The following is a 14,523-nucleotide window of genomic DNA, read 5'->3' as shown; positions in this document are numbered from 1 at the left end:
CTAGGCTGGTCTCGTGCCGAATACTGCCAGTCCGAATACCCTTCCCAACACAGTCAGGTGGGCGGGTGCCCTCGTGACGCTGCAAGGTCTGGTTGCGGCCGGCTTTGCCGTAGTAGCCGTAATTCGGGGTTTGACCGGGCACGATCAGAGCGTGACCAACGGCTACGGGTTTGCCGCGTGGGTGGCAATTCTCGGTGGTGCCGTGTTGGCTGCCGGTATCGCGCTGCTGACGGGTCGGCGGTGGGGACGCGCGATTGCCGTCGTCGCGCAGTTGCTGCTTCTGCCGGTTGCCTGGTCGCTTTTGACCGACTCGCACCAGGTGTTTCTCGGCGTTGTCCTCGGCGCGGTTGTTCTCGTCACGCTGGTTTTCCTGTTCTCCGCGCCCACGTCCAAGTGGATGGCGCTGGAGTACGGATCATTCTCCGACGAGATTGCGACCGAGGAGACCGAAGACACCGAAACGTCCGAGGGTAAAGCCGACAACTGACGCGCTAGCGAGCCTGCGCGGCCAACGAACCCAAGTGGTCGCCGGTCAGTCGGTAGGTGGTCCATTCGGTTTTTGCCTCCGCGCCGAGGGATTCGTAGAACTCGATGGACGGTGTGTTCCAGTTGAGCACCGACCACGACAGGCGTGAGTAGTTGTTGTCCGTGCATTCCTTCGCGAGAGCAGCCAACAAGGCTTTGCCGTGGCCTGATCCGCGCTCGGAGGGCTTCACATACAGGTCTTCGAGATAGATGCCGTAGACGCCCTCCCACGTCGAGAAATTGCGGAACCACAGCGCCATACCGACAACATCTCCGCTCTCGGAGACCGCGACATGGGCAAAAGCGGACGCCGCATCACCAAAAAGGGCTTCGGTGATCTGCGCGGGTTTGACGGTGCACTCGTCGATAGCCTTTTGATAATCGGCCAGCTCGTAGATCATGTCGGTGATCGACTGGACGTCGGCGGGAGTGGCGCGTCGGATCATGGCACTCAGCCTTCCACGAGCGGTGGCACGTTGTGGTGCAGGAGATGCGTCGACCCGTGTTCGTACCCCAGCACCGAGTAGGCGCCGGGGGAGAGGGCAAATCGTCGGCCCTCGGAGACGGGCAGTTCGAGCCACCGCGCGATGAGGGCGCGGGAGAAGTGCCCGTGCCCGATCAGGATGACGTCCCGTTCGGCCAACTGAGACGTCACGAGGCTGAGCACCATGTCCGTGCGGGCGCCGATCTCGTCGGCATGCTCGCCGCCCGGGCAGGGATGAGTCCACACGGTCCACTCGGGGACGCTTGTGCGAATTTCAGGCGTGGTGAGCCCCTCGTAGTCGCCGTAATCCCACTCGGACAATGCATCCCATGTCTGCTCGTCCGGCAGGCCGGCGAGCTCGCCTGTGCGTTGAGCACGCAGTCGTGGGCTGGTCAGGATCATGGGATTGCGGAGGTCGAGTGCCCGAATGCGATTACCGGTCGCGGTGGCCTGGATTTCGCCGAGTGCGGTGAGGGAGACTTCGGTTCGACTGGTGTGCTTGCCGCTGCGGGCCCATTCGGTTTCGCCGTGACGCAAGAGAATGACGCGGGGATTGGACGTGACGGTGCTGCGAACCGAAGGGGCCATGTGCCCATCATTGCAGGACAACTCGTGACACGACATCCGCGTGTAGCGTTCGCCTCTTCGCTCGAAATGCGCAAGGATCTATCTGTGACGACGGTTCTCGCAGTGGCAAATCAAAAGGGCGGCGTGGCCAAGACCACGACCGTCGCCTCCCTCGGTGCGGCTTTGTCCGCTCTCGGTCAACGTGTACTGGTGGTGGATCTTGATCCTCAGGGATGCCTGACGTTCTCGCTCGGGCACAATCCCGATCGGCTCGAACGTTCTGTCAACGAAGTCCTTGCGGGTGATCTCGACGCTGCCGATGCGGTCCTGTCGACCGGCGACGGCATGGATCTCCTGCCCGCAACCATCGATCTGGCGGGAGCGGAGGCGCTCCTGCTGATGCGTCCGGGCCGAGAGTTCGCGCTCAAGCGTGCGCTGTCTCCGCTGCTCGGAAACTACGACGTCGTCATCATCGACTGCCCGCCGTCGTTGGGTGTGTTGACGCTCAACGGACTGACTGCCGCGCAGTCGGTTCTTGTTCCGCTGCAATGTGAAACGCTGGCGCATCGCGGTGTCGGACAGCTTCTGCGTACGGTGCGCGAAGTGCAGGCGATCACCAACCCCGACCTGGTTCTGCTCGGCGCATTGCCGACGCTGTACGACGCGCGGACAACTCACAGTCGTGACGTTCTGGCCGACGTGAGCGACCGTTACTCGTTGCCCGTGCTTGCTCCGCCGATCCCGCGGACGGTCAAGTTCGCCGAGGCGTCGGCGTCTGGTGCGACGGTCTTGGCAGGCCGGAAGAACAAGGGTGCCGACGCCTATCGCGATCTGGCGGCGAACCTCGTAAAGCATTGGGCGGGAAGTGAAGTCGTCACCTTTGCGCCGGACCTGACGGTCTGAGGGAGGTCAGCGCAGCGCGACCAGGGTGCCGTCGCGCTGTTCGAGAACAGTGTCGCCGGCGCTCGCGATGACGATCGGTGACGTGACGTTGCCGCGGTCGACGCCGATCATGCGGATGACGGTGCCGTCGGTGGGGTTGATCACGGCAATTCCGTTGGGCACGGGAACCAGAAGCTGATCGGACACCAGTGTGCCCGGACCGGACGTTCCCGCGACGATCCAGGTGGGGGACAAGTCATTCGAGCGAAGATTGATCGTCTGGGTGCCCGTCCACCACGTGATGCTGTTCTTGTCTGCATGCACGGTTGCGCGCTCCGGGTCTACTCCCTCGACGGGGTAGTCGACCAGTGCGGTGCCGGCGCCGTCGAAAATGCTGAGGCGAGAAACGGTTCCGTTACCGCCAGGGAGATAAACGGCGGTCTTTTCACCGGAAACGGCGACGACGCGGGCGCCCTCGGAATCCGGAAGTACGACAGTGCCGTATTCCTGCGGTTCCTGAGCATCCTTAGGGGCGGGATTCATGATCGTCAGGCGGTTCGACGCGTCGCCCTCGCATTTCTGGAGGACGGACACGCGGCTGGAACTGGAAGCGGCACTGAGTAATTCGCAACCGGCGTGCGGCTGCTTGTTGGGATTGACCGGGGCGTCGACCCGGCCGTACTCGAGGGTGCGCACCAGATCGGATCGCCACAGTTCCATGCGGGTCTCGCCGAGGGAAATGACATAGGTGCCGTCGGCGGACAGGGTCACTGACGGATCGGCGTCGCTGTTGCGCTGGTCTTTACGTGCTCCGGTGTCAGCTACCAGTGACGTGACCTGTGAGCACCCACGATCGTCCTGGTACACCGCGACAACTCGATCCCACGATTCGACAGCTCCGCACAGTGGATAGTTGCGCGAGTAACGCCACACTTCGTCCCCGGTGGCGGGGTCACGGCCGACGACGTCGGAGCCGTCCGCTGTGACTGCCGCGTTGCCCACGGCGATCGGAGCCGTGGAATCCGCGCTCGGAAATGCCCACACCTCGCGCAGAATGTCCGGAAGAACCGCGGACGTCGTCAGCGGAGGGAGAGCCGTGTCAGCGGTGACCGAGGTGGTTCCGCGCGCATCACTGCGCAACCACACCACGGTCACCGCCACGATCACGGCCAGCGCGATACCGAGCGCCGCGATTACATCAGAGCGAGTACGCCGTTCAGGTGCCAGCACATGGGGAGCTTACTCTGCTGCGGCTGCCGCAACGGCCTGCGCCGGGCGACGACGACGGCGACGGCGCGGCTTGGATGCGGCGTCGGAGTCGGCTGAAGTGGCTGCATCGTCGGCGGGTGCTGCTGTTACCTGAGTTGCTGTTGTCTGAGGTGCGTCGGTTGACTCGCTGCCGGCCCGGGTACGGCGACGGGTCCGGTTGCGACGAGGAGCAGCCTTCTCTTCGCTTCCGTCGGTGTCGGAAGCAGCCTTCTTGTCCGTGTTCGCCTTTTCGGGCGCAGCTTGTGCCTTCGCAGGCGCAGCCTTGCGGATGGTGCCCTTCGCGTCGGCCGGGATGGACAGCTCTTCGTACAGGTGCGGCGAGCTCGAGTACGTCTCGACCGGATCGGGAATTCCGAGGCTCAGTGCCTTGTCGATGAGCTGCCAGCGAGGGATGTCGTCCCAGTCGACCAGCGTGACGGCGATACCGGTGCGTCCTGCGCGGCCCGTGCGGCCGATGCGGTGGACGTACGTCTTCTCGTCTTCGGGGCACTGGTAGTTGATGACGTGGGTGACGTCGTCGATGTCGATACCGCGAGCCGCGACGTCGGTGGCGACCAGAACGTCGACCTTGCCGTTGCGGAAGCCCTTCAGTGCCTTTTCACGGGCGATCTGTCCGAGGTCACCGTGGACGGCACCGACGGAGAAGCCGCGCTCGGCAAGATCGTCGGCAACCTTCTGGGCGGTGCGCTTGGTACGGGTGAAGATCATGGTCGCGCCGCGGCCTTCGGCCTGCAGAACGCGAGCGACCATCTCGGCCTTGTCGAGCGCGTGTGCACGGTAGATGTGCTGGCTCGTGCGGTCGTGCACTGCGGAGGATTCGGCCTCTTCGGCGCGGATGTGCGTCGGCTGCGTCAGGAAGGTGCGCGCCAGGGTGATGATCGGGCCGGGCATCGTTGCGGAGAAGAGCATCGTCTGACGCTTGTCGGGGACCATGCCCATGAGGCGTTCGATGTCGGGCAGGAAGCCGAGGTCGAGCATTTCGTCGGCCTCGTCGAGGACGAGGACGCCGACCTTGCCCAGGATCAGGTGTGACTGGTTGGCGAGGTCGAGCAGGCGGCCCGGGGTGCCGACAACAACGTCGACGCCCTTCTGCAGTGCCGAGATCTGCGCCTCGTACGGCCGGCCGCCGTAGATGGGCAGAACCTGAAGACCACGATCGCCGACGCGGAGGTACTTGCTGGCGTTCTCGAGGTCGCGGGCAACCTGGATGCACAGTTCGCGGGTGGGAACGATGATCAATGCGCGGGGGGTGCCGTCGAGGACAGCTGTGCCGTTCTCGGCGGTGACGATGCGATGCAGGAGCGGGACGCCGAAACCGAAGGTCTTGCCCATTCCGGTTCGGGCCTGACCGATGAGGTCGTCGCCGGCGAGAGCCAACGGAAGTGTGAGTTCCTGGATGGCGAAAGTGCGTTCGATGCCGATCTCGTTCAGTGCGCGGACGATTTCGTCGCGGACACCGAGTTCGGCAAACGTCGGGGGTACATGAGTGTCGTCGAGCTGGACTGACACGGTGTTTTCTGTTGCTTCGTCTTCGTGGTCGATCGTGATCTTGCTCAGGGGACTAGCCTTTCCTCGTTGCGGTACGCACGCACAAGGTAAGGGGCCTGGCCGTAAATCGGCCGAAGTCGATGCCCTCTTGTTCGTCGGCTCTGCCTACGCCTCAGCACTGGGGTTTCGCGGACCGATGTTCTGATGCCGTCCGTGAAATCGCGGCGAAGCGGGCAACAACCTTCGATGCAGGTGCGCGCACATTATCTGTGGGGTCCGTGAGTACTAGATCGTCCCCGCTGAATCAAAGCGCGGGGGAAACTAAGCGGACTCCCGAAACCATTGTAACGGTAACCGGGCAATTCCCAGCAAAGCATGGCCTAGATCACCCCTGCCGACATGGCGTGATCGAAGAGACCGAGCGGGGATGTGGCACTAGAGTTCGTAGGCATGGGCGCACACGATCTTGATGCTTCGACTGACACTGGAACCGGCGGCTGGGTGCCGTCCGATCATCCCGGCGTAATCGATTTGTTCGCGGTACTTGCGTACGGCGAGATATCAGCGTTCTATCGCTTGTCCGAGGACGCGCAGATGGCCCCTGACCTGCATGGAAAGGTTGCCTTCGCCAGCATGGCAGCGGCGGAGATGGCGCACTTCGAGACGTTGAGCGCGGCTCTGACGGAACGTGGGCACGAGATCTTTGCGGTCATGGATCCCTTCGTTCGTGCGCTGGACAATTACCACGCGTCGACCACTCCGTCGACGTGGATGGAATCCCTTGTGAAGGCGTATGTCGGTGACGGAATTGCCGCTGACTTCTATCGGGAAATCGGTCACTCGCTACCGGAAGACGTGGCCGAGATCGTCGAGGACGTTCTTTCCCAGACCGGGCATTCCGAATTCGTGGTCCTCGAAGTGAAGGCCGCCGTGGAGTCGAGCAGCCGGGTCAAGGACCGTCTCATGCTGTGGGGACGCCGGTTGCTCGGTGAGGCGATCACGCAGGCGCAGTTTGTTCTCGCGCAGCGCGACGATCTCACGGACCTGGTGATTTCCGCCTCCGGTGATCTCAACGGTGTGGTCGCATTGTTCGACGGTATGCAGGAAAAGCATGCTGAGCGCATGGCCACACTCGGACTGGTCTGAGCCTGTTCGCTATCGGCACAGCGCGGCAGCGAGCATGTGGGAGTGATGCTGCATTAGCCTGGCCAGGACAGCTGATGTATTTCACGAACAGTTCGGAGGTTGACCGTGGAGGTCAAGATCGGTGTAATCGACAGCCCGCGTGAGCTCATCGTCAACAGCGAACAGACCCCGGACGAGGTTGAGGCATTGGTCTCAGGCGTCCTCGGTGGCGGCGAGCCGGTTCTTTCGCTCGTCGACGACAAGGGCCGCAAGTTCCTGGTGCAGGCGAGCCGCGTCGCATACGTGGAAATCGGCCCGTCCGATATTCGCAAGGTTGGGTTTGCGCCTACCGTCTGATGCGTTAGGTAGGGAAAGGGCGGGCAGTCTCAGCTGAGACTGCCCGCCCTTTCTCATGAAGATCAGGCCTGCTGTGTCTTCAGGACTGCTGTGTCTTCAGGACTGCAAGGGAACCCTCGAGAGACCGCCCCAGGCCAGGGTGACTGTGATTTCGATGGCTTCTTCCTTGGGGATCGGGCGAGCTGCTTCCAGCCAGTAGCGAGCCGTGAACTGGCTGGCGCCGACCAGGCCGACGGCAAGGATGCGCGCCCGGTAGGGGTCGAGGCCGGAATCGTGGCTGACCAGGTCGAAGACCGCGTCGACGCATGCTTCGGTGGCTTGCTCGACCCGCGTCTGCACCTGCGGCTCACCCATGATGTCGGACTCGAAGACGAGGCGGAAGCCTTGTGAATCGTTGTCGACAAAATCGAAGAATGCCTGAACAGCGGCACGCACACGCTGTTTGTTGTCGGTGGTAGAGCGCAGGGCTTGGCGGACACCGGAGATGAGGCTGTCGACGTAACTCTGCAGAACCGCTACATACAGTTCGAGTTTGCCTGGGAAATGCTGGTACAAGACCGGCTTGCTGACGCCTGCGCATTCGGCGATCTCGTCCATACCCGCAGAGTGGTAGCCGTTGGCTACGAACACCTCGCTGGCAGCGGCGAGAAGCTGGAGTCGGCGCGCATCTCGCGGAAGGCGGGTGCTGCGACGGGTTCCAGCCGGCTTACCGGCCGATGTACCGCGATCGGATTCTGTCCGATCCGCGAGTTCTGTCATGTCGCTGTCCAATCTGAGCAAAAGTAAAATTCGGCCGCGGCACGAATATGTCGAGTCGCGAATGCGTACTCGCCAGTATCCTCCGTCACATCGGCCGTAGCTGCATGAACGATACCGTGTGTCGCGCGCTCGCGTTTTTTCGTCTCGGCAAGCGGAACCTCGCGCGGTGTGATGTGGTGGATGGCACATCTGACACGCCCTTGCCTGCGGGTTTTGTGCGGTCGGAGCCTGCCGCTTGCGGGATGTGAGATTCTGGAGCCGTGACTGACCCAGGGGGACCGCGCATGCGTGGACGAACTACGCAGAACCCTGACCGTGACGAGCTTCGAATGCGCAGCGGAGTGAGCGAGCCGTGGGGCAACTCCGACGGTGAGGGCCGTGCGCACAAGGACCGTGCGCACGAGGACCGTATGTACGGAGAGCGCGACTACCGAGGAATTGCGTCGCACCAGCCGCTGCGAGCGCAGTGGGATCCCACGAAGCGGCAGGTGGGCAAGACCCCACGCACCCCGAGGCCTGATCGCAGCGCCCGAAAGCAGAGTCGGCTCGGCAAGTTCGTCGCGACGTACGGGTGGCGTGCGTACGCGATTCCGGTGCTCGCGATTCTGACGATTTTTGTCATCTTCGACGCTTTGCGTACTGACCCGGTCTCGGATTCCTCTTCGTCGACGACGGCTACTGCCGATCTCGCGCACAGCACTGACGGGACCGATGTCATCGGGGCGCCGCCGGCGGCCGACGGCCAGTTCGCGGCGTCGATACCGTCCGGAGCGCTGCCGGAGGGTGGACCGTTTGCGGTCACCGGTGGTGGCACGTGGCACATAGTCCCGGGAACTACCGGCAAGGTCGGGCAGGGCACCGAGCGTGAGTTCACGTACACCGTCGAAATCGAGGACGGCGTCGACACGACCGGATTCGGCGGCGACGAGTCGTACGGCCGGATGATCGATCAGACGCTGGCCAATCCCAAGAGTTGGACCAACGATCCGAAGGTCGCATTCCGGCGGATCGATGCCGGTTCGCCCGATTTCCGTATCTCGTTGACTTCTCAGATGACCATCCGCGACGGCTGCGGTTACGAGATCGAACTCGAGGGCTCGTGCTACAACCCGGGTATGGATCGAGTCCTGCTCAACGAGCCGCGATGGGTTCGCGGAGCAATCTCGTTCCAGGGTGACATCGGTTCGTACCGGCAGTATCAGATCAACCACGAAGTCGGCCATGCCATTGGATACGCCCAACATCAGCCGTGCGAAACCGAAGGTGGGTTGGCGCCGATCATGATGCAGCAGACGTTCGGAACCGCCAACAACGACATCGCGGTCCTCGATCCTGACGGCGTTGTCCCGATGAACGGACTGACCTGCCGCTTCAATCCGTGGCCGTATCCTAGAGCGTAAGTAGATAATTCAGGAGTTCGTTCGTGTCCGCATCACCCGTCGTCCTGCCACCTCTGGTGGAGCCAGCCGCTGAGTTGAGCCGGGAAGAAGTCGCCAGGTACAGCCGGCATCTGATCATTCCGAACGTCGGGATGTCGGGTCAGAAGCGGCTCAAGAACGCGAAAGTCCTGTTCATCGGTGCCGGTGGACTCGGATCGCCCGCATTGCTCTACCTCGCTGCGGCGGGAGTGGGAACGATCGGCATCGTCGATTTCGACGAAGTCGACATGTCGAACCTGCAACGGCAGGTCATTCACGGCCGCTCGGACGTCGGCCGGTCCAAGGCTGTCAGTGCGCGCGAGTCGATCCTCGAGATCAACGACCACGTCGACGTGCGCTTGCACGAGTTCCGCCTCGACAACTCCAATGCGGTGGCGTTGTTCTCGCAGTACGACCTCATCCTCGACGGCACCGACAACTTTGCGACGCGGTATCTGGTGAACGATGCGGCTGTCATCGCCGGTAAGCCGTACGTGTGGGGTTCGATCTATCGTTTCGAAGGCCAGGTCTCCGTGTTCTGGGAAGACGCGCCTGGCGGTATGGGCCTGAACTATCGGGACCTGTATCCCGAAGCTCCGCCACCTGGCATGGTGCCGTCGTGTGCGGAGGGCGGTGTGCTCGGTGTCCTGCCGGCGACTGTGGGTTCGATCATGGCCACCGAGGCCGTGAAACTGATCACGGGAATCGGCGAACCGTTGCTCGGTCGCCTGATGATGTACGACGCGTTGTCGATGACGTTTCGCACAATCCGGTTGCAACGTGACCCGTCGCGCGCACCGGTGACGGAACTGATCGATTACGACGAGTTCTGCGGCGTGGTGTCCGAGGAGGCGAGCGCGGCAGTGGCGCAGTCGACGATCACGGCGCCGGAACTCGCGCAGCTGATCGAGAGCGGCCGCGAGGTGCAGCTCGTTGACGTGCGAGAACCCGTCGAGTGGGACATCATGCACCTGCCGGGTGCGGTTCTGATTCCGAAGGGCCGGATCGTCTCGGGTGAAGCGTTGGCGGCGTTGCCGCAGAACAAGCAGATAGTTCTGTACTGCAAAACCGGTATCCGGTCGGCGGAGGCGCTTGCCGTCCTCAAGAGCGCTGGATTCGCGGATGCCGTTCATGTGCAGGGCGGCGCCGTCGCGTGGGCGAAACAGGTCGATACTTCTCTGCCCCTCTACTAGGCGTGCCTTGCGCCCCGTAGCGGGTTCGCACCGGTAGCGTTGGGGTGGTGAGCACAGGCCAACCTCCCCAGCACGTGTGCTCCACCTTCGGCCTCCGCGAAGTCGAGCCCATCCCACTCGGTGCGGATTGGGACGGCGGTTGGCTGTGTGGAGACGTCGTCCTCTCTGCCGTCGCGGATCATGCGCGCGCGGCCTGGTCCGCAAAAGTGCGTGAGAATCTCGAAGTCGACGGGGTGCGTCTGGCCCGTCCGGTCCGATCCACCGACGGTAGATATGTCGTATCGGGTTGGCGCGCCGACACTTTCATCGTCGGAACGCCCGAACCGCGGCACGACGAGGTTGTCTCCATGTCGTGCCGGCTCCACGCTGCTACTGCGTCGCTGGAGCGTCCGCGCTTCCTGGCACAGCCGCCGGTGCCGCCGTGGGCGGAGGTCGACGTCTTTGTTGCCGCTGACCGTGCAGCCTGGGAAACGGTTCCGCTGAGAATTGCGAAGGGCGTCGAGCAACTCGAGTCGCCGACTCCTGACGGGCGCAAGAGCCTCGAACTGATCGCTGGTCTGGCCACTCTCCGCAAACCGGTTCAGAGTCCCGATCAATTGGTGCACGGTGATCTGTTCGGCACCGTTCTGTTCTCGGGCAGCATGGCTCCCGGGATCACCGACATCACGCCCTACTGGCGACCGGCGGCGTGGGCCGCAGCTGTCGCGGTTGTCGACGCCATATCGTGGGGCGGCGCCGACGAGGCACTGGTGGGCCGGTGGGAAGACCTTCCCGAGTGGCCGCAGATGCTTCTACGTGCGGTGATGTTCCGACTGGCCGTTCATGTTCTGCATCCACGTTCGACGGCGGATGCGTTCCCGGGGCTAGCCCGCACATCCGACATCGTGCGCTTGCTGCTCTAGAGCACCGCGCCTGTACCGAAGTCCGAGACCAGGCCCTCGAACAACTCGCGTGCTGCCTGCGATGCTGCTGACGTATCCCCGTCGACGACAGCGTTGACGAGGTTCGCGTGCTGCGAGTGGAATCCCTCGCCGGTTGCATCGATGTGCCGCTGAATCGTGGTTTCGATGACCGGGAGCAGGGAGTCGTAGAACTCCAGGTAGACCTCGTTGTGGCTGGCTGCGACGATCGCTCGGTGCAAGGCGACGTCGGCGGTGGTGGCGGCATCGATGTCCTGGCCCTCCCACGACGCGGTGCGGAGTTCGAGTAGCCGCGTCAGTTCGGCGATGTCTTCCTCGGTTCGGCGTGCGGCGGCGAGGGTGGCCGCGGTGATGTCGAGGGCGCGTCGAAGTTCGAGTACATCCCGCTGGTGCGCGCCGGCGAAGTAGTTGCCGAGAGTGCCACCGAGGTCGGAGATCGCAACTACGTAGGTGCCCGATCCCTGACGACGTTCCAGCATTCCGGCGTGAACGAGCGCCTGGACCGCCTCGCGCACGGTATTGCGGCCGGTGCCGGTCAGCTCCGACAGTTCCGGTTCGGTGGGGATCTTGGAGCCGATCGGCCAGGTTCCGCTCCGGATCTCGTCGCGGAGTTGTTCGGTGACCTGCGAGATGAGGCTTGCGCGTCGAACGGGTTGCACGTGGTGTTTCCTCGGGGTCTGGGTAGTGGCGGTGCGTAGTGGTGTGAATGTGACGTTAGATTACCGCGCTTGTGCGAGTTCGTCCGGTCATCCTATGATTTCTCGGTGACTGCTCAACTGGAGAGAACAGAACCCCGCCCGCTCGTCAAAGGCCGTGTGCTCGTATTCGCTGCTATCGCGATGTCTGCGCTCGTACTTCGACTTGCGGTGACGTCGTTCTCTCCGCTCGCGTCGCAAATCCAGGACGAGTTCGGGTTCTCCGGTTCCGTGGTAGGTGTCTTCGGGATGGTGCCGACGGCGATGTTCGCCGTCTTCGGTCTCCTCACGCCCGCTGTGGCGAAGCGCCTCGGCCTCGAACGCACCGCGTTGGTGGCCATGATCATGGCTGCTGTCGGAATGCTGTTGCGCGCCATGATGTCTCAGACATGGTCGCTGCTGGCCCTGTCGGCTCTCGCGTTGGCGGGCATGGGCATCGGCAACGTCGTGATCCCGCCGTTGGTCAAGCGATACTTCTCCGATCGTCTTGCCACCATGAGTTCGGTCTACATCGTCGCCGTGCAGATCGGCACCATCGTCCCAGCATTTGTTGCGGTTCCCGTGGCCGACGCCTTCGGGTGGCGGTTCTCCATCGGATGGTGGGCTGCCTTCGGATTTGCCGCCGCCGTTCCGTGGCTGATCACCTTGGCACGCTCGCGGAAGGCCGAAGCCGAAACAGTTGTTGCACCGGCCGCCGACGCGAGCCGACGAGGTCAGGTATGGCGTTCACCCGTTGCGTGGGGCATGGCCGGCATGTTCGGTATGACCTCGCTGATCACGTACTCGATGTTCACCTGGATTCCGTCGATCCTTGCCGACGCCGGTGCCAGTGATGCCTTCGGTGGAACCATGGTCGGCGTCTTCTCGGTGATGGGTCTGGTCGCGGCTTTCGGTGCGCCGACGCTCTGCGCTCGTATCGCCAATCCGTTCCCCGTGGTGATCGCCTGTGCTGCTTGTTATCTGATCGGCTTTGCCGGCCTGTACTTTGCGCCGATGGCCGCACCGATCGTCTGGGTTGTCGTCCTGGGTCTTGGTCCGAGTACCTTCCCGATGGCGCTGACGCTGATCAACCTCCGCACACGTTCGCACGTCGGATCATCGGCGTTGTCCGGCTTCACGCAGGGCATCGGTTACACAGTGGCGTGCCTCGGACCGTTGCTGTTCGGTGTGTTTCACGATGCGACGGACGGATATGCGGCACCCTTCGGACTGCTCGTTCTTGCCGTCGTTGTAGTGCTGGTAGGCGCCTATCAGGCCTGCAAGCCGCGGATGCTCGAGGACTCCTGGCACGCCCGATAGTCCTCACATGGGGTCCTGTTACCGGGTGAGGATCAATTGACTTCGCGGTCACCGCGCGCAGCACCGGCGCAATAACCGTTTTCTACCTTTAGGTCTCCCACACATTCAGGAGGCCCTGGTGAGTCATTACATCGAGCATTGGGATGCAGAGGACGTCGACGCCTGGGAATCCGGCGGCAAGGACATCGCGAAGCGGAATCTGATCTGGTCAGTGGTAGCCGAACACGTCGGCTTCTCGATCTGGTCGATCTGGTCCGTCATGGTGTTGTTCATGCCCACCGATATCTACGGCATCGACGCGGCCGGAAAGTTCTTCCTCGTCGCGGTTCCCACCCTGGTGGGTTCCGTTCTCCGCATTCCGTACACGGTTGCCACTGCGCGTTTCGGCGGTCGCAACTGGACCGTCATGAGTGCGCTGTTCCTCTTCATACCAACACTTCTCACGCTGTACCTGATGATGAACCCGGGTGCGTCATACACCACGTTCATGTTGGTGGCGGCAACCGCAGGCATCGGCGGCGGCAACTTCGCGTCGTCGATGACCAACATCAATGCCTTCTACCCGCAGCGGCTCAAGGGGTGGGCGCTCGGTCTCAATGCGGGTGGCGGCAACATCGGTGTCCCGATGATCCAGCTGATCGGCCTGTTGGTGATCGCCACCGTCGGTAACCGTGCGCCCTGGATCGTGTGCGCCATCTACCTCGTGTTCATCGCGGCTGCTGCCGTCGGCGCTGCACTGTTCATGGACAACCTGGGCAACCAGAAGTCGGACCTGCGCTCGATGGCCACCGCGCTGAAGTTCTCCGAGTCCTGGGTGATCAGCTTCCTGTACATCGGCACGTTCGGTTCCTTCATCGGATTCAGCTTCGCCTTCGGTCAGGTCCTGCAGATCAACTTCCTCGCCGGCGGTGCCACTCCGGCCGCGGCGGCGCTGCATGCAGCCCAGATCGCCTTCATCGGCCCGCTCCTCGGTTCGATCGCTCGCCCCCTCGGCGGCAAACTCGCCGACCGTATCGGCGGCGGCAAGATCACGATGTGGACGTTTGTCGGCATGGCATTCGCGGCATCGGTCCTCGTGACCGCCGGAACGATGGACGACAGCACCGCAGGCGTCGCAAGTGCCGGGATCATGGTGACGTTCGTTCTCGGATTCATCGCACTGTTCCTGCTCTCGGGTATCGGCAACGGATCCGTCTACAAGATGATCCCCGCGATCTTCGAGGCGAAGGCTCAGAGCTTCGACCATATGGATCGGGCGGAAAAGGCAACGTGGTCGCGCAGCATTTCCGGTGCTCTCATCGGATTTGCCGGTGCGGTAGGCGGTTTGGGCGGTGTCGGCATCAATCTGGTGCTGCGCGCGTCGTACACCAGCCCCGCAAAGTCGGCGACGATGGCGTTCTGGGTGTTCCTGGCCTTCTACATCGCCTGCATCGCAGTGACCTGGTTCGTCTTCCTGCGCAAGCCGTCCACGCTCACTACAGACGTCGACGACGCGAAGGTTGCCGTCACGGCGTAACGCCCGGCCCGCAGAATCTCAAGAAC

At 62.9% G+C, this 14,523-nt stretch carries 15 protein-coding genes; 9 read left to right on the top strand and 6 right to left on the bottom strand.

All coding sequences use genetic code 11. The annotated features are described in order from the left end of the window. Positions 1–13 precede the first annotated feature (13 nt). Entirely contained in the window at positions 14–487 is a 474-nt protein-coding gene (locus tag V2B23_RS19160) for a hypothetical protein (RefSeq protein WP_430951791.1), read from the top strand. Between the two features lie 4 nt (positions 488–491). On the opposite strand, the gene V2B23_RS19155 is transcribed toward V2B23_RS19160, so the two are convergent. Both V2B23_RS19155 and V2B23_RS19150 read right to left on the bottom strand, forming a co-directional pair. After that, a complete protein-coding gene (locus V2B23_RS19155) occupies positions 492–971 on the bottom strand; it encodes a GNAT family N-acetyltransferase (protein WP_430951790.1) in 480 nt (159 codons plus the stop codon). A gap of 5 nt (positions 972–976) precedes the next feature. Next, positions 977–1,597, bottom strand: coding sequence for an acid phosphatase (locus tag V2B23_RS19150; protein WP_430951789.1), 621 nt, complete (start codon positions 1,595–1,597; stop codon positions 977–979). 84 nt (positions 1,598–1,681) lie between these two features. Here V2B23_RS19150 and V2B23_RS19145 point away from each other — a divergent pair, with 84 nt between their 5' ends. Next, positions 1,682–2,479, top strand: coding sequence for a ParA family protein (locus tag V2B23_RS19145; RefSeq protein WP_430951788.1), 798 nt, complete (start codon positions 1,682–1,684; stop codon positions 2,477–2,479). Positions 2,480–2,485: 6 nt separating this feature from the next. Here the strand turns inward: V2B23_RS19145 and V2B23_RS19140 are convergent, their stop codons facing one another. Both V2B23_RS19140 and V2B23_RS19135 read right to left on the bottom strand, forming a co-directional pair. Beyond that, the gene (locus V2B23_RS19140; RefSeq protein ID WP_430951787.1) at positions 2,486–3,688 is read right to left on the bottom strand and encodes an Rv3212 family protein; all 1,203 of its coding nucleotides are present in this window, start codon (positions 3,686–3,688) and stop codon (positions 2,486–2,488) included. Positions 3,689–3,697: 9 nt separating this feature from the next. Next, the gene (locus V2B23_RS19135; protein WP_430951786.1) at positions 3,698–5,236 is read right to left on the bottom strand and encodes a DEAD/DEAH box helicase; all 1,539 of its coding nucleotides are present in this window, start codon (positions 5,234–5,236) and stop codon (positions 3,698–3,700) included. Between the two features lie 429 nt (positions 5,237–5,665). Between V2B23_RS19135 and V2B23_RS19130 the strand changes: the two genes are divergently transcribed. Together V2B23_RS19130 and V2B23_RS19125 are read left to right on the top strand one after the other, a co-directional pair. Beyond that, positions 5,666–6,361 (top strand): ferritin-like fold-containing protein, encoded by a 696-nt coding sequence (locus tag V2B23_RS19130; RefSeq protein WP_430951785.1) that lies wholly within the window; start codon positions 5,666–5,668, stop codon positions 6,359–6,361. Positions 6,362–6,466: 105 nt separating this feature from the next. After that, positions 6,467–6,697, top strand: coding sequence for a DUF3107 domain-containing protein (locus V2B23_RS19125; RefSeq protein ID WP_033231168.1), 231 nt, complete (start codon positions 6,467–6,469; stop codon positions 6,695–6,697). Between the two features lie 96 nt (positions 6,698–6,793). Here the strand turns inward: V2B23_RS19125 and V2B23_RS19120 are convergent, their stop codons facing one another. Beyond that, complete coding sequence (locus V2B23_RS19120) at positions 6,794–7,456, bottom strand: TetR/AcrR family transcriptional regulator (protein ID WP_033231167.1); 663 nt, start codon at positions 7,454–7,456, stop codon at positions 6,794–6,796. A 410-nt stretch (positions 7,457–7,866) separates the two neighbouring features. Between V2B23_RS19120 and V2B23_RS19115 the strand changes: the two genes are divergently transcribed. Genes V2B23_RS19115 through V2B23_RS19105 form a run of 3 tightly spaced genes read left to right on the top strand, consistent with a single transcriptional unit; the run spans position 7,867 to position 10,969 of the window. After that, complete coding sequence (locus tag V2B23_RS19115) at positions 7,867–8,856, top strand: DUF3152 domain-containing protein (protein ID WP_430951966.1); 990 nt, start codon at positions 7,867–7,869, stop codon at positions 8,854–8,856. Between the two features lie 23 nt (positions 8,857–8,879). Then, the gene (gene moeZ / locus V2B23_RS19110) at positions 8,880–10,067 is read left to right on the top strand and encodes an adenylyltransferase/sulfurtransferase MoeZ (RefSeq protein ID WP_430951784.1); all 1,188 of its coding nucleotides are present in this window, start codon (positions 8,880–8,882) and stop codon (positions 10,065–10,067) included. 47 nt (positions 10,068–10,114) lie between these two features. Further along, entirely contained in the window at positions 10,115–10,969 is an 855-nt protein-coding gene (locus V2B23_RS19105) for a TIGR02569 family protein (protein ID WP_033231496.1), read from the top strand. Here V2B23_RS19105 and V2B23_RS19100 read toward each other — a convergent pair. Continuing rightward, positions 10,966–11,646 (bottom strand): FadR/GntR family transcriptional regulator, encoded by a 681-nt coding sequence (locus V2B23_RS19100; protein ID WP_430951783.1) that lies wholly within the window; start codon positions 11,644–11,646, stop codon positions 10,966–10,968. The genes V2B23_RS19105 and V2B23_RS19100 overlap by 4 nt on opposite strands. 105 nt (positions 11,647–11,751) lie before the next feature. Here V2B23_RS19100 and V2B23_RS19095 point away from each other — a divergent pair, with 105 nt between their 5' ends. Then, a complete protein-coding gene (locus V2B23_RS19095) occupies positions 11,752–12,981 on the top strand; it encodes an MFS transporter (protein ID WP_430951782.1) in 1,230 nt (409 codons plus the stop codon). 115 nt (positions 12,982–13,096) lie between these two features. Continuing rightward, positions 13,097–14,497 (top strand): MFS transporter, encoded by a 1,401-nt coding sequence (locus V2B23_RS19090; RefSeq protein WP_430951965.1) that lies wholly within the window; start codon positions 13,097–13,099, stop codon positions 14,495–14,497. Positions 14,498–14,523 lie beyond the last annotated feature (26 nt).

Origin of the sequence: Rhodococcus sp. 24CO (assembly GCF_050586165.1) — a bacterium.
Taxonomy (GTDB): domain Bacteria; phylum Actinomycetota; class Actinomycetes; order Mycobacteriales; family Mycobacteriaceae; genus Rhodococcus_F.
The sequence above is the reverse complement of the archived record's forward strand: the minus strand, read 5'-3'. Positions and strand labels throughout refer to the sequence as shown.

Excerpts from the sequence above, each read along its gene's own strand:
- V2B23_RS19120 (WP_033231167.1), bottom strand. The coding sequence starts at position 7,456 with ATGACAGAACTCGCGGATCGGACAGAATCCGATCGCGGTACATCGGCC.
- V2B23_RS19115 (WP_430951966.1), top strand. The coding sequence starts at position 7,867 with ATGTACGGAGAGCGCGACTACCGAGGAATTGCGTCGCACCAGCCGCTG.
- V2B23_RS19150 (WP_430951789.1), bottom strand. The coding sequence starts at position 1,597 with ATGGCCCCTTCGGTTCGCAGCACCGTCACGTCCAATCCCCGCGTCATT.
- V2B23_RS19130 (WP_430951785.1), top strand. The coding sequence starts at position 5,666 with ATGGGCGCACACGATCTTGATGCTTCGACTGACACTGGAACCGGCGGC.
- V2B23_RS19155 (WP_430951790.1), bottom strand. The coding sequence starts at position 971 with ATGATCCGACGCGCCACTCCCGCCGACGTCCAGTCGATCACCGACATG.